A 22,021-nucleotide genomic window follows, 5' to 3' on the forward strand; every position below is an offset into this window, starting at 1 on the left:
GCGCGCGCGCTGCCAGGGGCGGGAAGTGTCCCTGAACATGCATGACAGGCAGCGCTGCAAAGATTGGCGGCCTCAAGACCACAAAATCAGGGAAATTTCAAGGGGAGGCGTGCATGGCTGCCCTGCGGTGCCGGAAACCATTAATTTTATTCTGGACAGATCAGTCCAATAACAGTAGAAGCCTCGTCATGGCACGACACAAGGAATTCGATCGCGACACCGCCCTTCATGCCGCCATCGGCGTATTTTCCGAGCACGGCTATGAAGGCACCTCGACCGAGGAATTGCTGACGGCGATGAAGATCAGCCGGCAAAGCATGTACGACACCTTCGGCGACAAGCGCGGTCTCTATCTGGAAGCGCTGAAGCGCTACAATATAGAGAGCATCGACAAGATCATCGCCGATCTTCGCCGCGAAGGCCGGCCGATCGAGGCGCTGGAAGGCGCTCTCCTCGCTTTCGCCTCACGTCCCGCTGCCGAGGCGCGGCGCGGCTGCCTCGGTGTCAGCGCCATCTGTGAATTCGGCCGCACCGATGCCGAGGTCGCAGCTCTTACCGACAGCGCCGGCCACGCGCTTCACGCGGCGATCGAGAGCCTTCTCGGGGAGGCTCGCAGGACCGGAGAACTCGCAACAGATATCGATATCGCCGACGCCATTCGGTTTCTCGGCGCTGCCTTGTCGGGCATGAAAGTCAGCGCCCGAAACGGCGCCCCACCCGCGACGCTCCGCGCTATCGCACGCATGGCAATCAGAAGCCTCCGCTGACGAGAACAACTCCGAGCTGATTTTTCCATGAGTAATTCTAGACTGATCGATCCAAAAAAACAGAAGGAAATCCGCATGCCTCAACCTCTTTCCACCAAGATCGCCCTCGTTACCGGCGGCTCGCGCGGCATCGGTGCCGCCATCGTCCGAAGGCTCGCCGCTGATGGCGCCGCGGTCGCCTTCACCTATTCCAGTTCGGAGCACAAGGCGAAGGCGATCGTCGCCGAGCTGGAGGCTGCCGGCGGCAGGGCGCTGGCGATCCGGGCCGACAGTGCCGATGCGAAAGCCGTACAGGATGCCGTCGTGCTTACAGCCGAGACCTTCGGCGGTCTCGACATTCTCGTGAGCAATGCCGGGATTCTCATCCTCAACCCGCTCGACGACTATTCGCTCGAAGATTTCGACCGGATGTTCGCCGTTAATGTCCGCGCTGCCTTCGTCGGCATCCAGGCAGCGGCAAGACATATGAAGGAAGGCGGCCGCATCATCACCATCGGCAGCGTCACCGCCGATCGCAGCGGCTTTCCGACCTCCGCAGTCTACAGCATGACGAAGGGCGCGATCGCCTCGATGACCCGCGGCCTCGCCCGCGATCTCGGCCCACGCGGCATCACCGTCAACAACATCCAGCCCGGCCCGACGGCGACCGACATGAACCCCAATGAGGACGATCATGAGCGCCTCAAGCCGCTGATGGCGCTTGGCCGCCTGGGTGAGGACCGTGAGATCGCCGGCCTCGCCGCCTATCTCGCCAGTGCCGAGGCCGCCTTCGTCACCGGCGCCAGCCTGACGATCGACGGCGGCTATCTTGCCTGAATAGAAACCCGGCACGGCTATGATCAAAAGCCGGTTCCGTTGAAGCCGACTTAAAACTTCTGCTGCGTCATCAGCACTTCGCGAGCGATCTGATCGAGCGGCAGAATACGGTCGACGCCGCCCTTGGCGATCGCCTCCTTCGGCATGCCGAAAACAACGGAACTCGCCTCGTCCTGCGCCACCGTGTAGGCGCCGGCCTGATGCATTTCCAGCATGCCGCGCGCGCCGTCGTCGCCCATGCCGGTCATGATGATCCCCATGGCGTTCGAGCCGGCCGAGCGCGCCGCTGAGCGGAAAAGTACGTCGACGGAAGGCCGGTGTCGCGACACCAGCGGCCCGGTCTTGACGCTCACATAGTAGCGCGCACCCTGGCGTTCGAGCAGCATGTGCTTGTCGCCTGGCGCGATCAGCACATGGCCGCGCAGCACCGGATCGCCATCGACGGCTTCCTTGACCTCGACCTCGCAGAGCCCGTTCAGCCGCTTGGCGAAGGCTGCGGTGAATTTCTCCGGCATATGCTGGACGATCACCATGCCAGGCGCATTGGCCGGCAGTTCCTCCAGGAACTCGCGCAGCGCTTCGGTGCCGCCGGTGGAGGCACCGACGCAGACGACCATCTCCGTCGTCTTCGCCATGGCCCGCCCCGTCGGCGGCGGCAGCATCACATCCGCCGTCAGCTTCTTGGCCGGCCCTTCCACTGAGGCAGAGCGGATGGTTCCGGCGGCGCGGCGCACGTTGGAAAGCCGTGCATGCGAGGCGCTCTTGACGACTTCGCGAATGCGCATCGCATCGTCGGAAAGGCTGTCAGCGGCGCCGATCTTCGATTTCAGGATGACGTCGACGGCGCCGGCCTCCAGCGCCTGGAGCAGCGTTTCCGATCCCGCCTCCGTCAGCGACGAGCACATCACGACGGGGATCGGTCGTTGCGACATCAGCTTGCGCAGGAAGGTGATGCCATCCATGCGCGGCATCTCCACATCGAGCGTGATGACATCGGGGATCTCTTCCTGCAACTTCCGCGCCGCCATGAAGGGGTCGGATGCGACCGCCATGATCTCGATATCGGGATCCTGCTCCAGCACATGGGTCAGCGTCTGGCGGATGCTGGCGGAATCGTCGATGATGAGAACGCGAATTTTCTTAGCCATGAGTGCCCCTAATGCATGTCGTCCAGAAGTGCACAGCGGTTTTGGGATGACGCGATGCGCTTTAGATACGCTGAAACACCGTATTCGAGACCTGTTTCAACGGCAGATCGAAGCCGGTGATCGATTCGGAATGGCCGATGAACATGTACCCCCCCTTCGCCAAGCAGTTGCAGAGGCGGTTGAGCACGCCGGCCTGAGTCTGCTTGTCGAAATAGATTAGCACGTTGCGGCAGAAGATGACGTGCATCGGTTCGCCGATCGCGTATTTCTCGTCCATCAGGTTCATACGGGCAAAACCCACCTTGCTGCGCAGTTTCGGCGTGATGCGCACCTCCCGCCGGCCCGGCTGCTTGGCCGTCAGCACGTATTTGCGCTGCAGGTCGCGCGGCACGGGTGCGATGAGGTCTTCCGGATAGATGCCGCGGCGCGCCGTCTGCAGCACGTCGGTGGAAAGATCGGTCGCCAATACGCTGTAGGAGACGTCGTTGCGGCCTTCGGCGAATTCCGCCAGCACCATCGCCATCGTGTAGGGTTCGGCCCCCGTCGAGCAAGCCGCACTCCAGGTGCGGATGGTCCGCACGCCGCTGTTGGAGATCGCCGGCAACGCCACGCTCTGAAGATAGTCGAAATGCTTGGCTTCGCGGAAGAAGTCGGTCTTGTTGGTCGTCACCACGTCGATCAGGTAGACGGTTTCCTGGGCGAGGCCATCCTCATTGAACAGGAAGTCGCAATAATCGTCGAAGGTCGCGTGGTTGGTTGCGCGAAGGCGGCGCCTCAGCCGCCCTTCGAGCATCGTCAGCTTGGTCGGCGGCATCTTGATGCCGCTATAGTCGTAGATGAACCGGGCAAGCTTGTCGAAATTGCGCTTGCTGATCCGGTCGCCCGGCAATTGGGTTTCCACCGCTGCTGCCATACTCATAGAATGCAGTACTCCGAGTTGATGCGCGGTCAGGCCGCCGATTGCAATGCCGAGGCGTCCTCGCGCGACAGCAAGCGTGCAAGATCGATGATGACGACGAAGCCGTTTTCACGGCGAACGACACCGGCGATATAGTCCGAGCGCCAGCGCACGCCGATATCGGGCGCCGCCTCGATCTGCTCGCGCCGGAACGGCGTGACCTCGAAGACGCGATCGGCGACAAGACCGAGGGTCAGAAGCCGGCTTTCCATCGGCACGTCGAGGACGAGCACGCGCGTGTGCGGCGTCGGCACGGTCTTCATCATGCCGAGCTTCAAGCGAAGATCGATCGTCGGCACGCCCTGCCCGCGCACATCGCGCAGGCCGAGCAGATAGTCAGGACCATTCGGAATCTTGAAGGCCTCCGCATAGTCGAGGATTTCCCGTACGACCTCAACCGGTACGGCGAAAATCTCCTCGCCTAGGCTGAAGGTCACGAATTGCGCTTCCAGGGAGGTCGTGGCCATGATCATGCACTTTCCTTGAATTCGGCGTCCCCATCATCGGGACCGCCCATGGAGAGATCGAGAGCGAAGCCTTTCGCCCGCGCCTGCTGACCGGCGACGCTGTTGGCGGCTGGTTTTTTGGCCCCCGGCTTGCGGGCGGTGGCCGGAGCCGGACTGCGCACCGTCATCCTGGCAGCTGGCGTGCGGTCACGGCGGCCGCCCGCCATATCGACCTTGAAGAAGGCGATCGACGTCTGCAGTTCTTCCGCTTGGGAGGCGAGCTCTTCCGAGGTTGCGGACATCTGCTCGGAGGCGCCGGCATTCTGCTGCGTCACCTTGTCGAGCTGCTGGATCGCTTCGTTGATCTGGGCCGCCCCGATATCCTGTTCGCGGCAGGCAGCACTGATCTCGGAAACCAGTTCCGCCGTCTTGCGAATGTCGGGCACCAGGCGGCCGAGCATGTCGCCCGCTTCCTGGGCGGCTTTGACAGTATCACCGGACATCGCGCCGATTTCGGCAGCGGCCGACTGGCTGCGTTCAGCAAGCTTGCGCACCTCCGAAGCGACGACCGCAAAGCCCTTGCCGTGCTCGCCGGCACGAGCAGCTTCAACGGCAGCGTTGAGCGCCAAGAGATCGGTCTGGCGGGCGATTTCCTGGACGATGCCGATCTTCTGGGCGATCGTGCGCATGGCGTCGACGGCACGCGTCACCGCTTCCCCGCTCATCTCCGCATCCTTGGCCGACTGGCGGGCGATCTTTTCGGTCTGGGCGGCGTTATCGGCGTTCTGCTTGATGTTGGCGGCCATCTGCTCCATCGAAGCGGAAGCCTCTTCGGCGGACGCGGCCTGTTCGGTTGCGCCCTGCGACACCTGCTCGGAGCTCGAGGACAGTTCCTGGCTGCCGGCCGAGACATTCTCAGCGGCGGCGATCGCATCGGCGACGACGCCGCGCAGGCGCTCGACCATCTGCTCCAGCGCGATGCCGAGCATATCCTTCTCCGAAAGCGGCTTCGGAGAGACAGTCAGGTCGCCGTTCGAGATCTGGTTGGCGATCGTTGCGGTAGTGCGCAGGTTCGCCGTCATCCGGCTCATCGAATTGACGAGATCGCGGATTTCGTCGTTGCTCTTGTGCTCGATAGTCTGTTCGAGGTCGCCGATGCTGACGGCATCGGCAAGGTTGACGGCGCGCTTCAGGCCGCGCGAAATGTTGAGCAGGATCCAAATCGCTGCTGCCGACGAGACGATGATCAGGCCGATCGTCATCATGACCAGCAGATTGCGCGAGTGCGCATACTGGTCGTTGGTGGCGGCGTCGGTTTCGGCGACGTTGCCGGTCACCGTGTCGTTCAGTTTGGTGAGGATGCCGAGCAGTTGGGTCGTCACCTGCTGACCTTCGCCCATCGAGATGACGCCGGCCTGAGCGTTGGACTCCGTCGTGTTCTGCGTGGCGAGACCGGCGACGCGATCCTGCAGCGCTGTCCACTTGCCGTAGAGATCGCCGAACTGGCCCATGCCATTCCTGATATCAGGGTCTTCCGAAGCAGCGAGGCGAGCCTGCAATGTCTTGATCTGCTCGCGCTGCTGCGAGATCTCATCGACATAACCGGCGATCTTGGTCGGATCGGTGTTGATGATCGCATCCTTTTCGGCGCGGATCGAGCGCATCACGGCTTCGGAGAGATCGCCGGAATCGCGCAGATTGGCGACCGGACCGGCAACCATGATCGAGATCTCGCTGTTCAGCGACGAGAGATTATAGATCGAAAGACCGGCCATCGCACAGGTCAGGAGAACGATGAAACCGAACACTAGGCTCAGTTTTAATTTGATTGTGAAGCGCATTTCAAACCCCCGTTAGTACCGCGGCGGATATTCCGCCAGATCGCACATCGTGCCGTCGTAAAAACGCTTCATGCGTCACCAGCGGAGCCGGCATGACCAGGTGCGTCCATGCACCGGTTCAATCGAGGGCCGCTATCCACCGCGGCCCCCAGCTTCTGCATCGGAAAAGCCCTATGCGCTTTCACGGAACTCGTCATCGGCCGTATCCGGCCCTCCCATCGACATGTCGAGGGCAAAGCCCTTCACGCGGGCCTGCTGGCCGGCGACCGTATTGGCAGGCGCCTTGCTGACAGGTTTGCGCGGTGCGGCCGGAGCCCGGCTGCGGGCGGTGAGTTTTGTAGCCGGTGCGCGCTCGCGGCTCCCGCCTGCCATGTCGACCTTGAAGAAGGCGATCGATGTCTGCAGCTCTTCCGCCTGGGAGGCGAGTTCCTCCGAGGTTGCCGACATCTGCTCGGAGGCGCCGGCATTCTGCTGCGTCACCTTGTCGAGCTGCTGGATCGCCTCGTTGATCTGGGCCGCCCCGATATCCTGTTCGCGGCAGGCAGCACTGATCTCGGAAACCAGCTCGGCCGTCTTGCGGATATCGGGCACCAGCCGGCCGAGCATTTCGCCCGCTTCCTGGGCTGCGGTCACCGTATCGCTGGACATCGAGCTGATCTCGGCGGCAGCCGACTGGCTGCGTTCGGCAAGCTTGCGCACTTCGGATGCAACGACTGCAAAACCCTTGCCGTGCTCACCCGCACGAGCCGCTTCCACGGCAGCGTTGAGGGCGAGAAGGTCGGTCTGGCGGGCAATTTCCTGGACGATGCCGATCTTCTGGGCAATCGTACGCATGGCGTCGACAGCGCGGGAGACAGCCTCGCCACTGGCTTCCGCATCCTTCGCCGACTGACGAGCGATCTTTTCCGTCTGCGCGGCGTTGTCGGCGTTCTGCTTGATGTTCGACGCCATCTCCTCCATCGAGGCGGACGCCTCTTCGGCGGAAGCGGCCTGTTCGGTGGCGCCCTGCGACACCTGTTCCGAGCTTGCCGAAAGTTCCTGGCTGCCGGATGAGACGTTCTCGGCGGCCGAGATCGCATCGGCGACGACGCCGCGCAGGCGCTCGACCATCTGTTCGAGCGCGATGCCCAGCGCATCCTTGTCGGAGAGCGGCTTTGGAGACACCGTCAAGTCGCCGTTCGCGATTTGATCGGCGATGCCGGCGGTGGTCCGCAGGTTGGAGATCATGCTCTGCATCGCGATGCCGAGCGTATCCTTGTCCGAAAGCGGCTTGGCATCGGTGCTGAGGTCGCCCATGGCGATCTGATCGGCAAGTGCTGCCGTGGCGCGCAGATTGGCAGTCATGGTATTGACCGTATTGATCAGATCCTTGATCTCGTCATTGGTTCTGACATCGACCTTCTGGTTGAGGTCACCGATTGCGACGGCGTTTGCGACGGTCGTGATCTTCTTCAGGCCATTGTTGATCCCGAGCGTGATCCACAACGCAGCACCGAGCGCCACGAGCACAGCGATGCCGGACGCGGTGGTGAGGATCAGCTTAGTTGAGTTATAGAGATTGGTGTTCGATTGGTTGGTCGCCTGCATGCCCTTGCGCTGGATCTCGGTAAGGGCGGAGATCGCATCGCCCATGTCGCCGGTCATTGCCCGGAGGTCGCCGAGTGAAAGTGCCAGCGCGCCGGCCTTGTCGCCCTTGGCGTCAAGCTGCTGCAGCTCGGCGGATTTTTCACGGAATTTCCCGCCGACCGTCCGCAGCTTCTCCCAATGGGGTTTGCCTTCCGGCAAGGCGATGGCAAAGCCGGCATCGACGGCATCGAACATGACCTGCAGGTTCTGGTCGGCTTCCTTGTAGAAGCCGGCAGCCGCGTCAGGATCGGTGGAAAGCAGAGCGTTCTTCTGAGCGCGGATGGCGTTGACTTCGGCAATATTGGCGTTCAGCGCCAGTTCCAGGCGGCGCACAGAGCCGTCGATCATCTTGCCGCTCGCCTCGTTCAAGGTGCCGAGGCTCAGGCTTCCATAAACCGCGATGCCGATCAGCAGCAGCGTCATGATGCCGAAGGCGAGACCCAGTTTGAGCTTGATGGTGAAACGCATGTGATACCCCCTATTTGCGGTCAAAACGAATGGATAGAGACACGTCCCGTCAGCGGGACGTCGAGCTTGAGAGTGATGTGTCTGAAAAGGGGGAAAGCGACTACATTCACTTCCCGGCAGCCGGACATCTATCGATCGCAGCGCCAACGCCTACATGCGTTGGGGGATATTCCCGCCTCGGGCCGCCGGAGCAGCCCGAGGGATCAGTTTGAGGCGAAGGAGCTCAAGCGCTTTCCCGGGAGAGCTTAGCCTCTCCCCAGGAGACGCTTATGCGCTCTCCCTGAAATCGTCGTCGCTGGCGTCTGGACCGCCCATCGACATATCGAGAGCAAAGCCCTTGAGGCGCTGCTGTTGCGCCGAAACCGTCTGGCCGCGGCCTTGGCTGTGAGCCTGCGGGCCGGGCTTGCGGCCAGCGGCCGGAGCCTTGATCACCTTGGCCGAAGCTTTTGGCTGCGCCTTGTAGGCACCGGACCGCGCGCTGCCTGCCGTATCGACCTTGAAGAAGGCGATTGAAGTCTGCAGTTCTTCCGCCTGGGAGGCGAGCTCTTCGGAGGTTGCCGACATCTGCTCGGAAGCGCCGGCATTCTGCTGCGTCACCTTGTCGAGCTGCTGGATCGCTTCGTTGATCTGCGAGGCGCCGATATCCTGTTCGCGGCAGGCCGCACTGATCTCGGACACCAGTTCCGCCGTCTTGCGGATATCGGGCACCAGCCGGCCGAGCATGTCGCCGGCTTCGGCGGCAGCCTTGACCGTATCGCTCGACATCGAGCTGATTTCGGCGGCAGCCGACTGGCTGCGTTCAGCAAGCTTGCGCACCTCCGAAGCGACGACCGCAAAGCCCTTGCCGTGCTCGCCGGCACGAGCAGCTTCAACGGCAGCGTTGAGCGCCAAGAGATCGGTCTGGCGGGCGATTTCCTGGACGATGCCGATCTTCTGGGCGATCGTGCGCATGGCGTCGACGGCACGCGTCACCGCTTCCCCGCTCATCTCCGCATCCTTGGCCGACTGGCGGGCGATCTTTTCGGTCTGGGCGGCGTTATCGGCGTTCTGCTTGATGTTGGCGGCCATCTGCTCCATCGAAGCGGAAGCCTCTTCGGCCGACGCGGCCTGTTCGGTGGCGCCCTGCGATACCTGTTCCGAACTCGCCGAAAGTTCCTGGCTGCCGGAAGAGACATTGTCGGCGGCCGACAGTGCGTCGGCAACGACGCCGCGCAGACGTTCGATCATGGTGTTGACGTTGCCCAGAAGTTCGCCGATTTCGTCACGGCTTGTGATGTCGGCCATCTTCGTCAGATCGCCTTCCGACACTTCGCGAACCACGGCGTTGGCACGGCTAAGGCCCTTGCTGATCGTGCTGGCGATCCAGAATGCGGTAATCGCAGCAACCAGCAGCGCAACGGCTGCCACCGCCATCATCATGGTGCGTGTGGCCGCATACTGCGCGTCGGCGTCATCGTCGGCGGCCTTCATGCGCTGCTTTTCAAGTGCCAGGATTTCGCTAAGCGTCGAGTCGATGTCGTTGGCAGCGGCCCGCGCCGCGGTTACGGAGACGGTATTTGCGCCTTCGGCGTTGCCGGCCTTCACAAAGTCACGGATCTGATCGTCGGCTGCCGTGAAGGTCTTGGAAAGTTCGGCAATGCGCGCCCAGCGCGCCTTGCCTTCTTCGGTTGCCAACGCCAGTACCTGGCCGAAGGCATCTGTGAAGTCCTTGCGGGCTTGATTGCCCTTGGCGATCGCACCTGCGGTTTCGTCGGCAGTGCGGGCAGCGAGCAGGTTCTTCTGCTGGCGGATGGCCTCGAGCTGAGCAATGTTGATTTGCTGGGCGAGGTCGAGACGGGCTGCGGGACCGGCGAGAAGATTGCCAATCGTGTCGTTCAGCGATCCTAGGCTGAAAATGCCGTAGGCAGCGGTGCCCATAAGCATGAGGATGATGAAAGTGAACGCCGTCACCAGTTTTGTCTTGATTGTCAATCGCATCGGTCTAACCCCAATTTGAACTCAGCCGACATCAGCTGGCGGCTCCCGCCGCGTCGTGCCTCGATGAAAAGATCGCCTGCAGATTGGGGAGAATGATGAATTCTCCGCCCCTCTTCACCAGGCAGTTGATGTAATCGGCGCGCCAGCGCATGCCGACGCTCGGTGGCGCCTCGCTGGCGGATTTTGCAAGCGTCGTCACCTCGTTCACCTTATCGGTCCTGAGGCCGACGAGCGTCGGCTCGCCCTGCAGATCGATCTCGATGACGATGAACCGGCTGTCGATCGTCGCCTCTGCTGCTTCCATCCCGAAGGCGAGACGCAGATCGGCGAGCGGAATGACCTTGCCGCGAAAGTTGATGACGCTGGCGACGAAGGGCTGGCTGCCCGGCACCGCGGTCTCGGGAAGCAGATCCAGGATTTCCTGGACGATGACAGCTTCCAGCGCGAAGGTTTCGCCGTTGAGATCGAAGGTCAGGACCTCGACTTCCTCGGCATAGTTCCAGTGGTTGTCAAATCGTTCGGCTGCTGCTGTTGCACTCATCCTGCTACACGCAATTGCGCCTCCTGTTGCTGACCCGCGGCAACCAGGTGCCCGACGTCGAGAATGAGAGCGACGCTGCCGTCGCCGAGAATGGTCGCGCCCGAGAAGGTCGCGACGTTATTGTGCAGCTTCGACATCGACTTGATGACTGTCTGGTGATCGCCGATGATCTGGTCGACGACGAGGCCGACGCGCTCCGTGCCGGTCGAGATGACGACGACCTTCTGATGCACGTCGGGCTTGGTGCCGGTGCGGAAGAGGTCGCGCAGGCGCAGAAACGGCACCAGGCTGTCGCGCAGCGAGATGAAGCTGCGGCCGCGCGAGCGAAGATCTTCCTCGAGCGACAGTTCGAGGCATTCCTCGACCGCCGAGAGCGGGATGACGTAGCGGCCGGAACCGACGCGCACCAGCAGGCCGTCGATGATGGCGAGCGTCAGCGGGATGCGCAGCGACACTTCCGAACCCTGTCCCGGAACGCTGACGATGTCGATCGCGCCGCGGAGCGCCTCAACCGTCTTCTTGACCACGTCCATGCCGACCCCGCGGCCGGACAGATTGGTGATCGCGGCGGCCGTCGAGAAGCCGGGGGCGAAGATCAGCTGCAGCAGCTCGGAGTCGGAAAGCGGCTGGCCGGGCTGGATGAGGCCGGAGGATTCCGCTTTGGCGCGAACCCGTTCGCGATTGATACCGCGGCCGTCGTCCTTGATCGAGATGATCACCTCGCCGCCGGCCTGGCGGGCCGAAAGCGTCACCGTGCCGGCTTCGGTCTTGCCGGAGGCAAGCCGGTCGGCGGGCGTTTCAAGCCCGTGATCGATCGAGTTACGCACCAGATGCACCAGCGGATCGGCCAGACGTTCGATGACGGTTTTGTCGACTTCGGTGCTCTCGCCCTCCGTCACCAGTTCGATCACCTTGCCGGTCTCGCGAGCGAGATCGTGAACGAGGCGGCGGAAGCGGGAGAAGAGGGTGGCGACCGGCACCATGCGCAGCACCATCATCGTGTCGCGCAATTCACCGGAGAGACGTTCGATCTCTTCCGAGACGGAGCGCAGTGCGATATCGGTGCTGGCGCTGGCGAGCTGGCTGAGGCGCGATTGCGCGATGACGAGCTCTCCGACGCGGTCCATCAACTCATCGAGACGTTCGGCCGGAACGCGGACATTCTCAGCCGCCTTCGCCTGGCTGACGGCGGCGAGCACTTCGCGCTTGACCGGAACCGCCTCGACGGGACGGAACTCCGCGACAGTGGTCGATGAAACGGGGGCCGCCGATGCTGCGGCGACAGGGGCAGGTGCAGCCTTTTCCTCGACCGGAGCGGCGGTTGCCGCTGCCTGCCCGCTGATCTCCTCGACGCTGAGTTCCATGTCGTCGAGTACGAAGATGAAGACGTCGTCGATCGCCGAGCGGTCCTGCTCGCTGGTCAGCGTCACGTCCCAGGAGATGTGGAGTTCCGTTGGAGTGAACTCGTCGAGCGGCGGAATGGCCGAGCTGTTGGCACGCACGGTGCATTCGCCGAGATCACGCAGCTCGTCCAGCAGGCCGAGCGGATTGGTGCCGTTCGCCATCGAATTGGCGGGCAGGCTGAAGCGGATACGCCAGCTGTTCTTCTTTTTCGCCGATGCCTCGGGCACGGCTGCGGTGACGGGAATAGCGGCCGACGCTGCTGCTGGCGCCGCTTCCTTGCCGCCGACGGCAGCCTGCAGCTGCGCCAGAAGCTTATGTCCGGTATCGCCGTGATCGGCGTCTGGCTGGTCGACGAGAGCACGCATATGGTCCTGGGCAGCGAGAACGGCGGCGACCAGTTCGCTGGTCGCCGCGACCTCGCCCTTGCGGACACGGTCGAAGGCTGTTTCGCAATGATGGGTGAAGGCGGCAAGCGCCTCGAAACCGAACATCGCGCCGGAGCCCTTGAGCGTGTGGAGGCCGCGGAACACGGCGTCGACGAGATCCTTGTTGTCGAGCTGGTGGGTCAGGTCGAGAAGACCGGCCTCGATCGCTTCGAGGCATTCGGCGGCTTCGGTGCGGAATACGGCAACCGGATCGAGCGTACTCATCGTCCGAGAACCTTCTTCACGATCTTCACCAGGCTTTCCGGGTCGAACGGCTTGGTCAGCCAGCCCGTCGCACCCGCGGCCTTGGCACGCGCCTTGAGATCGGCGTCCGATTCCGTCGTCAGGAAGATGATCGGAACACCGGCCTGCGCCGGCAGCTTGCGCAGTTCCTCGATCATCGTCAGCCCGTCCATGACAGGCATGTTGAGATCGGTCACGATCAGATCGAAGCTGCTGCCCTTGGCCGTCGCGAGGCCTTCTGCGCCGTTGACCGCCTCGGTGACGCTATAGCCGGCATTGGTCAGCGTGACCTTGGTGGTCAGACGGATGCTGGCGGAATCGTCGACAGTCAGGATATTTGCACTCATAACGTCACCTCTTTATGCAACCAGAAATTTGCGTCTTCGTGATTGAAGGATTCAATGAAACCTGCGCGTTCAAGTACCTTCAGGACAGAGCCGCTGGCCGGCGAAGAAAGTTTGAACGTCTTTCCCTTGGCTTTTGCTTGGCGGCGCGAGGATTCGATGAGTTGAACGAAACTCAGATCCGCTTCCGCGCCTTCGGGAATGCTGATGATGATTGTATCATTGCTGTGAAATTCATCAGTAAATTTTGAATATAGTTCGGATACGTTGCGAATACTGAGGACGTCCGGCAAATTTATAGATTCGTAATATTGTTTTTGAGTATCCAATGCAGCCTCCTGGGCCAGGGAAATACTTGATGACCCTAAAAGGACTCTCACGGCAGCGTTAATGCAGAGTAAACAGCGGTTGTAGGAAACTGCCGTATAGCGCGTTCCGCGACTCCCAATTCTCATCCGGGATAAGTTATATTTTTTCCTCAAAATTTAGAAATAAATAATGTAAAAACAGTATGTTGAACTACCCCGCGCGACAGTGACGCTTTCACCGGCACCCCATCGACATCTTTCGTTAATCACAACGCTGGCGAGTCCCGGCGCGTTTACCGGACGTTTCCATCCTGCTCGTAAAAATAGAGTCGAATTGCCTGTATTTTGAGAAAAGGTATAAAATTGGCACACGCTCTGGTACTATCGAACGCTGTAGCCTACACGTCAGGGCGGGACATCAGCCAGACCCTGGAATCTGCTCGTAGCCAGGTCGAGGAACGTTTCCTCGAAGGCGGCACCGTGCTGCTCTCGGTAATGGATGTCCTCAACCGTCTGTTGAACTCGCTCGAGAGTGTCACCACGGCGCTCGATAACAAGGAGGCGAGCGACACCAGCGCCGATCTCCGCGCCACGGTGGAGAGCCTGATGGCACTGCCCGTCACCGCGGAAAACCGGCAGCAGGCGCTCGTCTCTCTGGCGCATACCGGCAGGGAACTGCGCAAGCACGTCGCCGACATGCAGGAGACGATGCGTTATCTGAGAACCTTCGCGGTGACCGTGAAGATTACCGGTGCCGGCCTTGCCGAATTCGCCGGCTTCGCCCAGGAGATCCTGGAGCGCATCTATTCCGGCACCGATGAGGTCAACCGTTTCGCCACGCACCTCGACAGTCTCGACAAGGAGGTCAAGCTCGCCGCCTCCTTTGGCGCCGGTGTTTCCAAGAGCTATGCCGATACTGTTCCGGCCGTCGCCGGAGCCCTGCGCGATGATGCCGCCAAGATCGCCGGACATCGCAAGGATCTCGGCGTCATCGCCCGCGAGGTCGGCGCAATCGCCCGCGCCGTCCAGAGCAAGGTCGCCTCGACCCTGTCTGCCTTGCAGATCGGCGATATCACCCGTCAGCGCATCGAGCATGTTCAGGCCACCTTTTCTCTGCTTGAAGATTTCTTTGCCGGCGAGGATGGCGCCAGACTCGACGCCGGCGCGCGTAAGCGCCTCCAGAACGTCATTCACCATCTGACAGCGGCACAGATGAGCGACATGTGCGCAAATTTCCAGCGGGATTCCGAAAACGTCATCAAGACAATCGCAAGTTTCGACCACGACATGCGGGAGATTCTCAAGCTGCGCGATCAGATGAGCGGTGAGAGTGGCGAGGCCGGCGGCAACTTCATGCGCGCGTTGGAATCCAGCGTTTCGGCCGCCCATGAAATCGTCAAGCAGGTCGACACGGCAAGCCGCCAGGCCGACGAGGTGAGCCAGTCGACGATCGGTACGGCAGCCAAGCTCTCCGAAGCGATCGGCAACATCCGCGCCGTCAAGACCGACATTCACTATATGGCTTTGAACACCAACCTGCGCTGCAGCCGGCTCGGCGAGGAAGGCAGGTCGATCAACGTCGTCACCGCCGAGCTGCGCATCTTCGCCGGCAAGCTCGACGATTCCGCCGACGCCATCGTCAACGGCCTACCGGCGCTCGAAGCTGCGGCCGGGCGCGTCGCCCCCGCCACGGATGCCGGAGCCGGCAATCTCGGAGAAAGCCTGACGTCGGCCGTCGGCAATATCCGCTCCGCAGCCAACGTGATGGAAAACGAGCTAAAGGTGCTCGCCGAGAACGGTCGCGAGGTCGCCACCAAGATCAGCCTGCTGATCGGCAAGCTCGATTTCCAGCATAATCTGGGCGAAGTCCTTGCCGGCTGCGCCGATATGCTCGAAGGCGTCGCCGGCACCGATATCGCCGATATCTCCGATCTCGCCGAGACGATCGCGCCGCTCGACCGCAAGATCTTCAAGCACTACACGATGGTCCAGGAGCGCAGCATTCATCGCGGCATCATTCCGGCAAGCGAGGACAGCACCTCCGCTCCCGCCGAAACCGCCAAAGCCGAAAACGATGAAGACCTCTTCGCCGATGCGCTTTTTTAGGTTGAAACGCCTGTCGTCGGCCGGGTCGACAAACGGCCGCTATCGCCGCCGGAACTTGTTGGCGGCATCGATCGCCGCCTTCTGCTGGGTGTCCTCGATGCCGAGATAGAAATCCTCGAGCGCCGGATCGGCGAGCCCGGCCCGGCGCGACAGCACGTACCACTTCGCCGCCTCGATCGGATTGGGCGCCGTGCCGATCGCATTGATATAGAGATGGGCGAGCTTGTTCTGCGCGGCGACATTGCCGCCATTGGCGGCAAGTTTCAGCCATTCGAAGCCCTTGACGTAATCCTTCGGCCCGCCGACGCCGTTGACGAGCCAGATGCCGAGATCGAGCTGGGCCGTGTCGAAGCCGGCGCGCGCCGCGCGTACCATCCATTCGCGGGCGAGCTTCCTCTTTTCCTCCGGCAGGTCCTTCAGCGTCGCATAGATCTGCGCCACGGCATATTGCGAATCGGCAATGCCCTGCTCAGCCGATTTCTCGTAGAATGGCAGCGCGAGCCTCAGTCCCTTCTCGCCGGGATTGTCGGCGATGAGAAGCTGTGCCCAGTTGAATTCCGCCGAAGGATTGCCCGCCTCGGCCGCCTTGTGCATGTAGTCGTCGGCCTTGACCTTGTCACGCGGCACGCCCTCGCCTTCCATCAGGATCAGCGCATATTTGAACATCGCCGCCGCATCGCCGCCTTCGGCCGCCTTGCCATACCAGAAGGCAGCGTTCTTCACGTCCTTCTTGACGCCGAGGCCCTGCGAGAGGATTTCGCCGATCAGCGTCTGCGCCGCTGGGTCGCCGAGCTGGGCGCGCGGCAGCGCCTTGTCCATTGCCGTCAGATAATAACCGCGCTGGAAGGCGCCGTAAGCCTCGTCGGTCGGCCCCTTGTAATCCTTCTCCGGCGGCAGGTCCGGCAGCTTCGCGCCCATGCGGTCGAATACGCCGACGCCATCGGAGGGCTGCACGCCCGGGCTGGAAGGCCGGTCGGTGCGGAAGGTCGAAGCCGGCCCCGTGCCCGGCTGGCTGATGACGCTGTCCGGCGCCTGCGCCAAGGCAATATTCGGCCCGGCCGCAAGGAAGGCGGCCATACCGGCGAGGAGATATTTCAAAAGACGGGCGGGCGGGATCGGCATGAGCGCGATTTCAATCCTCAAACCGTGGCGCTTTTTCGTCAAGCAACGCATTGATCTCGGCGACGACCGACGGCGCCCGGGCGGGCTCGGCGAAAACCGCCAGCCGCATCGCCACGAACTCCGCTCCGGTCTCGGCGACGGCGAGCGCCGAGGCTGGATCGGTGCCGCCCATGACGATGCAGGGAATCTCGATCATCGAGGCCCACCATTCGCCGAGCGCCAGGTTCTTCGGATGCGCCTCCGGCTTGATGTCGCCGTCGAGCTTGCCGAAGAAGATATAGTCCGGCCTGACTTCGCCGATCTCCAGCGCATGGTGCCGGTCGGCCGCGTTGCCGCCGCCGACGATCAGCTTCGGTGCATGTTTGTCGATCGCCTCCGAAAGGGCCTCCGCATTGCCGGAAAGGTGCAGGCCGTCGGCCTTCGCCCGGCCTGCGACACGGCTGTCGCCTGCAATCAGCGCGGCGGCGCCAACGCCCTGGATCAACGGCACCAGCTTTTCGGCATGTTTCTGGAAGGTGCCGTCGTCGAGCCCGTATTGCGGCACGATCACCGAGGCGACATCGCCACCCTTCAGCGCGTCGGCGACGATCTTTGCCTGTTCATCGGCATCGGCGATATCGGCTACGATGAGCACAAGGCGGCAGCGGTTTTCCGGTTCGGTCATGGGGTCTTTCCGTTTCCTGCGAATTCCCCTTCGAAATGAGGGATCCGCACTCGTTTTGTGTGAGTAGTTCCGTTAGACGAGGCTGGCAAGAGGAGGACGTCGAAAGCATGCCGCAGGATTTGTCATTCTACTACGCCGCCGTGCCCGCCGTTCTGCTGGTGGGCCTCGCAAAGGGCGGCATGGGCGACGCTTTGTCGCTGATCGGCTTGCCCGTCCTCGCCCTTGTCGTCTCGCCGGTCGAGGCAGCGGCCATCCTGCTGCCGATCCTGATTTTGATGGACATGATTTCGCTTGTCATCTGGCGCAAGCATGGCGACTGGACGACGCTGAAGATCATGCTGCCGGGCGCCATCTTCGGCATCGCGCTGGGCTGGGCAACCTCGGCGCTGGTTCCGGGCAACATGCTGCGCATCGTCATCGGCGCGGTGACCATCCTCTTCTGCCTGCGCTATTTCTGGAGCAATTTCGGCCCGGCCGCCGGCAAGCTGATCCCGCCGCGCAACCAGCGGCCGGTGGCCGCCAGCCTCTGGGGCACATTTTCCGGTTACGGCAGCTTCGTCGCCCATGCCGGCGGCGCGCCGTTCCAGATCTATGCCCTACCGCTCAAATTGCAGCCACGCGAATATACCGGCACCAGCGTACGCTTCTTCGCGATCCTCAACGCCATCAAGCTGATCCCATATTTCGCGCTCGGCCAGCTCGGCACCCAGAACCTCGCGACCTCGGCAACGCTTCTGCCCTTCGCCCCGCTCGCCACCATTGCCGGCGCCTGGTGCGTGCGCCGCATGAGGCCACAGATCTTCTATCCCTTCATGTATGCAATGGCGCTGATCGCCGCCTTCCTGATCGTGCGCGAGGGCCTTGGCTGGTAAGAGGCCCTACAGCGCCGCGCGTCTCTTCAGACGCGCAAAGGACGCTGTAGCACTTTGAATTGCTGCATAATTCCTTAGATCGATCTCGATTTAAGGAATTTTGCAGCAACACGCTGCAATGCACAATTTCCTTGCTGGCGCGGCCAGTTTGACGTAGCGTTGCCGCCATGTCGAATACCGACCCTTTCTCTGCGATTGCCGATCCGAACCGGCGGTTTCTGCTGGAGGAACTGCGTCGCGCGCCACGGACGGTCAATGAGCTCGCTGAAGGCCTGCCGATCAGCCGTCCCGCTGTTTCACAGCACCTGAAGGCGCTTCTCGACAGCAATCTCGTTTCCGTGACCTCGGAAGGCACCAAACGCATCTACGCAGTCAATAACCGTGGCTTCGACAAGCTCAATTTGTGGCTGGATCAGTTCTGGGCCTGATGCATGTTCCCGTAAGATCTGGGGATACGATGCGAATCATAAGAATGCGATGTGAGACGTGACAGACCCAAAAGCGCCAGCCACGATGCCGGATGCATCGGACTGGCGCAAATATGGTGTCAAATCACCGGTTCTTGCAAATTTTTGGCGGAATGGATGGATTTACCTTGTTGCGCAAGATGATCGCCCGGCGACCCTTGGGAAGACTAGTGGACGGATGACTTAAGACGCTGAATCTCGTCCTTGATGCGCAGCTTGCGGCGCTTGCATTCGGCAAGTTCCGTATCGGAAATAGAGGGAGATGTTCTGAGCGCGTGTAACTCCTCCTCGAGAGCGACATGCTTTTTCTGGAGTGACTCAAGATGAGCTTGAACAGTCATATGACCCTTCCTTCCTCTTACCCTCCCCGGCCAACATCGTCGGGGATCAAGGTGTCAACGGGCGGGACTGTGACATATTTTTGACGGCTTGTCGAAGGCCAAAAGATGAAGACTGCACGGCAATTTCATGATCAAGACTAACTAGCCGTTACCTGTATTTGGTGATAGGAGCTTGCGGAAATCATCGCCAGATCGGACAAGGTCCAAGGACGATAACGGGGAATGTATATGGCCGATCAGGAACAGGCGGAAATCAGGCTCATAGTGGCGCGTCTGCGCCAGGAGCATGAGGATTTCGACGCCGCGATCAACGCCATGATCCAGACCGGATGCGACGCTCTGCGGATCCAGCGCATGAAAAAGAAGAAGCTCGTTATCAAAGACAGGCTCTCCAAGCTGGAAGATCAGATCATCCCTGACATCATCGCCTGAGAGGGAATAGCAGCAACGATGACAGACAGACCACCCGTCGCCATCATCATGGGCAGCCAGTCCGACTGGGAGACCATGAAAAACGCCGCCGACACGCTGGAGGCGCTGGAAATTCCCTATGACGCGCGCATCATTTCGGCCCACCGCACAGTCGACCGGCTGGTCAATTTCGCCAAGGGCGCACGCGCGGAGGGCTTCAAGGTCATCATCGCCGGCGCCGGCGGCGCCGCCCACCTGCCGGGCATGACCGCCGCAATGACGCCGCTGCCGGTCTTCGGCGTGCCGGTCCAGTCGAAAGCTCTGTCCGGCCAGGACAGCCTCCTTTCCATCGTGCAGATGCCGGCCGGTATTCCCGTCGGCACGCTCGCCATCGGCAAGGCCGGCGCAGTCAACGCCGCCCTTCTCGCCGCCGCCGTGCTTGCCCTTTCCGACGAAGAAATCGCCGACCGGCTCGACGAATGGCGCGAGCGCCAGAGTGCTGCCGTCGCCGAATACCCGATGGACGATCTATGACGGCGAGAACGATCGGCATTATCGGCGGCGGCCAGCTCGGCCGCATGCTGGCCATTGCCGCCGCCAGGTTGAATTTTCGCACGGTCATCCTCGAGCCGCAGGCGGACTGTCCGGCCGCTCAGCTCGCCAACTGGCAGATTACCGCCGCCTATGACGATCCGGCGGCACTGGCCGAGCTCGCCGATATCTGCGACGTCGTCACCTACGAATTCGAGAACGTGCCCGTCGCAGCCGCCGAAACGCTCTCGGCGAGCGTGTCCGTGTATCCGCCGCCGAAGGCGCTGGAAGCCGCCCAGGACCGTCTCGTCGAAAAACGCTTTCTCAATGGCTGCGGCATAACCACTGCCCGCTTCCATGCGATCGACAGCCAGGCCGATCTCGAGACGGCACTGAAGGATTTCGGCGGCCAGGGCGTGCTGAAGACCCGCCGTCTCGGTTATGACGGCAAGGGCCAGAAGGTTTTCCGCTCGGCCGCAGACAGCCCGGATGGCGCCTATGCAGCACTTGGCGGCGTGCCGCTCATCCTCGAAAGCTTCGTCGCCTTCGAGCGTGAGGTCTCGATCATCGCCGCCCGCGCCACCGACGGTACGGTCGTCTGCTTCGATCCCGCCGAAAATGTCCACCGCAACGGCATTCTCCACACCTCGACGGTTCCCGCTGCGATCTCGGCGCCGGCAGCGGACGCCGCGCGACAATCGGCCGAAAAAATCCTTGCCGCATTGAACTATGTCGGCGTCATCGGCATCGAATTCTTCGTACTTGCCGATGGCGGTCTGATCGCCAACGAGATGGCGCCGCGTGTCCACAACTCCGGTCACTGGACGGAAGCCGCCTGCGTCGTCAGCCAGTTCGAGCAGCATATCCGCGCTGTTGCCGGCCTGCCGCTCGGCAATGCCGAGCGGCATTCCGACTGCGTCATGCAGAACCTGATCGGCGACGATATCCTTGCCGTTCCCGACTGGCTGCGTCGCCCCGATACGCTGGTTCATCTCTATGGCAAGACCGAGTGGCGCCCCGGCCGCAAGATGGGCCACATCACCGCGTTGACGCCGAAATCTCCGGTTTTGGCCTGAGAAAACACCCCTGTGCCTTGGGAAAAACACCTGCATGTGGTTGACACGGAAAAGGTGACGGGGTATCTGCTCCCCCACCTAAACAGCGCGCCCGATGGCGCGCTTTTGATTGTTAAAGATACGGGCGAATGTGAATTCCCCCATAGAGATCGCGGATCAGAAAAATGAAGATCAAGAATTCGCTCAAGTCGCTCAAGGCTCGTCACCGTGACAACCGTCTGGTTCGCCGCAAGGGCCGCATGTACATCATCAACAAGCTGAACCCGCGCTTCAAGGCTCGTCAGGGCTGATTTCGCGCATCCGGATCGCCTTGCCGCGTGAGCTTGCGCCGGCAGATATATCCGGTGGGTCGCTGCGGTGATCACGTCAAATTTGTTTGATCTTCGGCGTTGGCGGGCTAATATGTCCGCCATGCGCTTTTTTGCTTTGACATCAGCGGCGCTGCCGCTCGCCCTCATTCTGCTCACCTCCTCCTTTCCGGCCGCCGCCGCGGAGCAGCCGGCCGCCACGGCGAAAAAGGACGTCATCATCGAGCAGACGGATGCCAACAATTCGCCGAAGCAGCACCTCGACCAGCTCTTCAGCCAGCTGAAGCGTGAACGCGATCCCGAAAAGGCCAGCGGCATCGCCAATGAAATCCGCATGGAATGGAACGATTCCGGCAGTGCTACCGTCAATCTGCTGATGCAGTGGGCCGACAAGGCGATTGAGGAAAAGCGCAATCCGGCGGCCCTCGATTTCCTCGACGAGGCGATCGCGCTGAAGCCCGATTATGCCGAAAGCTGGAACCGCCGCGCCACGCTGAATTTCGTCATGGGAAATTATCGCAAGTCGATGTCCGACATCGAACGTGTGCTCGATCTCGAGCCGCGCCATTTCGGCGCGCTCTCCGGCATGGCGGCGATCCTCAGCAATTCCGGCAACGACCAGCTGACCTTGAAGGCTTGGGAGCGTTTTCTCGATATCTATCCCGCCGAACGCACCGCCCAGGAACAGGCCAACACGCTTGCGGAAAAACTTGCCGGCAACCGCACCTGATTTCCCGGTAAGCGATCTTGACGCCGGATCACGCTGCACAATTTTAGACTTTAGAGGGAACGATGTGGCGGTTGTCCGCCG

At 61.7% G+C, this 22,021-nt stretch carries 23 protein-coding genes; 10 read left to right on the top strand and 13 right to left on the bottom strand.

What is annotated here, in order from left to right:
* Window positions 1-188 precede the first annotated feature (188 nt).
* Together RlegSU303_RS19215 and RlegSU303_RS19220 are read left to right on the top strand one after the other, a co-directional pair.
* Window positions 189-767, top strand: coding sequence for a TetR/AcrR family transcriptional regulator (locus tag RlegSU303_RS19215; RefSeq protein WP_017962029.1), 579 nt, complete (start codon window positions 189-191; stop codon window positions 765-767).
* Window positions 768-842: 75 nt separating this feature from the next.
* Entirely contained in the window at window positions 843-1,583 is a 741-nt protein-coding gene (locus tag RlegSU303_RS19220; protein ID WP_017962030.1) for a 3-oxoacyl-ACP reductase family protein, read from the top strand.
* A 50-nt stretch (window positions 1,584-1,633) separates the two neighbouring features.
* On the opposite strand, the gene RlegSU303_RS19225 is transcribed toward RlegSU303_RS19220, so the two are convergent.
* The 10 genes from RlegSU303_RS19225 to RlegSU303_RS19270 form a co-directional block, all read right to left on the bottom strand.
* Entirely contained in the window at window positions 1,634-2,731 is a 1,098-nt protein-coding gene (locus RlegSU303_RS19225; protein ID WP_003542816.1) for a protein-glutamate methylesterase/protein-glutamine glutaminase, read from the bottom strand.
* Window positions 2,732-2,792: 61 nt separating this feature from the next.
* The gene (locus RlegSU303_RS19230) at window positions 2,793-3,650 is read right to left on the bottom strand and encodes a CheR family methyltransferase (protein WP_131718845.1); all 858 of its coding nucleotides are present in this window, start codon (window positions 3,648-3,650) and stop codon (window positions 2,793-2,795) included.
* 29 nt (window positions 3,651-3,679) lie between these two features.
* Complete coding sequence (locus tag RlegSU303_RS19235) at window positions 3,680-4,162, bottom strand: chemotaxis protein CheW (RefSeq protein WP_205928051.1); 483 nt, start codon at window positions 4,160-4,162, stop codon at window positions 3,680-3,682.
* Window positions 4,159-5,976 carry a methyl-accepting chemotaxis protein gene (locus RlegSU303_RS19240; RefSeq protein ID WP_131718843.1) on the bottom strand — a complete coding sequence of 606 codons (1,818 nt, stop codon included), beginning with the start codon at window positions 5,974-5,976 and terminating at the stop codon, window positions 4,159-4,161. Before RlegSU303_RS19240 ends, RlegSU303_RS19235 begins: the two co-directional genes overlap by 4 nt.
* Before the next feature lie 171 nt (window positions 5,977-6,147).
* Window positions 6,148-8,070 (bottom strand): HAMP domain-containing methyl-accepting chemotaxis protein, encoded by a 1,923-nt coding sequence (locus RlegSU303_RS19245; RefSeq protein WP_131718842.1) that lies wholly within the window; start codon window positions 8,068-8,070, stop codon window positions 6,148-6,150.
* Between the two features lie 267 nt (window positions 8,071-8,337).
* Window positions 8,338-10,047 (bottom strand): methyl-accepting chemotaxis protein, encoded by a 1,710-nt coding sequence (locus tag RlegSU303_RS19250; RefSeq protein WP_131718841.1) that lies wholly within the window; start codon window positions 10,045-10,047, stop codon window positions 8,338-8,340.
* A gap of 31 nt (window positions 10,048-10,078) precedes the next feature.
* On the bottom strand, window positions 10,079-10,588 hold the full coding sequence (locus RlegSU303_RS19255; RefSeq protein WP_017962036.1) for a chemotaxis protein CheW: 510 nt from the start codon (window positions 10,586-10,588) through the stop codon (window positions 10,079-10,081).
* On the bottom strand, window positions 10,585-12,642 hold the full coding sequence (locus RlegSU303_RS19260) for a chemotaxis protein CheA (RefSeq protein WP_131718840.1): 2,058 nt from the start codon (window positions 12,640-12,642) through the stop codon (window positions 10,585-10,587). The genes RlegSU303_RS19255 and RlegSU303_RS19260 overlap by 4 nt, the downstream gene beginning before the upstream one ends.
* The gene (locus RlegSU303_RS19265; RefSeq protein ID WP_003552634.1) at window positions 12,639-13,007 is read right to left on the bottom strand and encodes a response regulator; all 369 of its coding nucleotides are present in this window, start codon (window positions 13,005-13,007) and stop codon (window positions 12,639-12,641) included. The genes RlegSU303_RS19260 and RlegSU303_RS19265 overlap by 4 nt, the downstream gene beginning before the upstream one ends.
* Window positions 13,004-13,333 carry an STAS domain-containing protein gene (locus RlegSU303_RS19270; protein WP_131718839.1) on the bottom strand — a complete coding sequence of 110 codons (330 nt, stop codon included), beginning with the start codon at window positions 13,331-13,333 and terminating at the stop codon, window positions 13,004-13,006. The genes RlegSU303_RS19265 and RlegSU303_RS19270 overlap by 4 nt, the downstream gene beginning before the upstream one ends.
* 342 nt (window positions 13,334-13,675) lie before the next feature.
* On the opposite strand from RlegSU303_RS19270, the gene RlegSU303_RS19275 reads away from it, so the two are divergent.
* Window positions 13,676-15,418 (top strand): chemotaxis protein, encoded by a 1,743-nt coding sequence (locus tag RlegSU303_RS19275; protein WP_131718838.1) that lies wholly within the window; start codon window positions 13,676-13,678, stop codon window positions 15,416-15,418.
* A gap of 39 nt (window positions 15,419-15,457) precedes the next feature.
* On the opposite strand, the gene RlegSU303_RS19280 is transcribed toward RlegSU303_RS19275, so the two are convergent.
* Entirely contained in the window at window positions 15,458-16,540 is a 1,083-nt protein-coding gene (locus tag RlegSU303_RS19280; protein ID WP_131718837.1) for a tetratricopeptide repeat protein, read from the bottom strand.
* 10 nt (window positions 16,541-16,550) lie between these two features.
* Window positions 16,551-17,204 (bottom strand): thiamine phosphate synthase, encoded by a 654-nt coding sequence (locus RlegSU303_RS19285; protein ID WP_131709789.1) that lies wholly within the window; start codon window positions 17,202-17,204, stop codon window positions 16,551-16,553.
* Between the two features lie 107 nt (window positions 17,205-17,311).
* Here RlegSU303_RS19285 and RlegSU303_RS19290 point away from each other — a divergent pair, with 107 nt between their 5' ends.
* Window positions 17,312-18,076: a sulfite exporter TauE/SafE family protein gene (locus RlegSU303_RS19290; RefSeq protein WP_131718836.1), complete on the top strand. Its 765-nt coding sequence runs from the start codon at window positions 17,312-17,314 to the stop codon at window positions 18,074-18,076.
* Between the two features lie 167 nt (window positions 18,077-18,243).
* A complete protein-coding gene (locus RlegSU303_RS19295) occupies window positions 18,244-18,504 on the top strand; it encodes an ArsR/SmtB family transcription factor (RefSeq protein ID WP_003552646.1) in 261 nt (86 codons plus the stop codon).
* Between the two features lie 206 nt (window positions 18,505-18,710).
* On the opposite strand, the gene RlegSU303_RS19300 is transcribed toward RlegSU303_RS19295, so the two are convergent.
* Window positions 18,711-18,884 carry a YdcH family protein gene (locus RlegSU303_RS19300; protein ID WP_003542831.1) on the bottom strand — a complete coding sequence of 58 codons (174 nt, stop codon included), beginning with the start codon at window positions 18,882-18,884 and terminating at the stop codon, window positions 18,711-18,713.
* 228 nt (window positions 18,885-19,112) lie between these two features.
* On the opposite strand from RlegSU303_RS19300, the gene RlegSU303_RS19305 reads away from it, so the two are divergent.
* The 5 genes from RlegSU303_RS19305 to RlegSU303_RS19325 all read left to right on the top strand — a co-directional run bounded on the left by RlegSU303_RS19305 (window position 19,113) and on the right by RlegSU303_RS19325 (window position 21,940).
* Window positions 19,113-19,316, top strand: coding sequence for a YdcH family protein (locus RlegSU303_RS19305; protein ID WP_003542832.1), 204 nt, complete (start codon window positions 19,113-19,115; stop codon window positions 19,314-19,316).
* Between the two features lie 18 nt (window positions 19,317-19,334).
* Complete coding sequence (gene purE / locus RlegSU303_RS19310; RefSeq protein WP_011653459.1) at window positions 19,335-19,829, top strand: 5-(carboxyamino)imidazole ribonucleotide mutase; 495 nt, start codon at window positions 19,335-19,337, stop codon at window positions 19,827-19,829.
* Window positions 19,826-20,902, top strand: coding sequence for a 5-(carboxyamino)imidazole ribonucleotide synthase (locus RlegSU303_RS19315; RefSeq protein WP_131718835.1), 1,077 nt, complete (start codon window positions 19,826-19,828; stop codon window positions 20,900-20,902). The genes purE and RlegSU303_RS19315 overlap by 4 nt, the downstream gene beginning before the upstream one ends.
* A gap of 164 nt (window positions 20,903-21,066) precedes the next feature.
* The gene (gene ykgO, locus RlegSU303_RS19320; protein WP_003542835.1) at window positions 21,067-21,192 is read left to right on the top strand and encodes a type B 50S ribosomal protein L36; all 126 of its coding nucleotides are present in this window, start codon (window positions 21,067-21,069) and stop codon (window positions 21,190-21,192) included.
* A 112-nt stretch (window positions 21,193-21,304) separates the two neighbouring features.
* Window positions 21,305-21,940 carry a hypothetical protein gene (locus RlegSU303_RS19325; RefSeq protein WP_094087441.1) on the top strand — a complete coding sequence of 212 codons (636 nt, stop codon included), beginning with the start codon at window positions 21,305-21,307 and terminating at the stop codon, window positions 21,938-21,940.
* Window positions 21,941-22,021 lie beyond the last annotated feature (81 nt).

It is taken from the genome of Rhizobium sp. SU303, assembly GCF_021052345.1.
In the GTDB taxonomy this organism is placed as follows: domain Bacteria; phylum Pseudomonadota; class Alphaproteobacteria; order Rhizobiales; family Rhizobiaceae; genus Rhizobium; species Rhizobium laguerreae.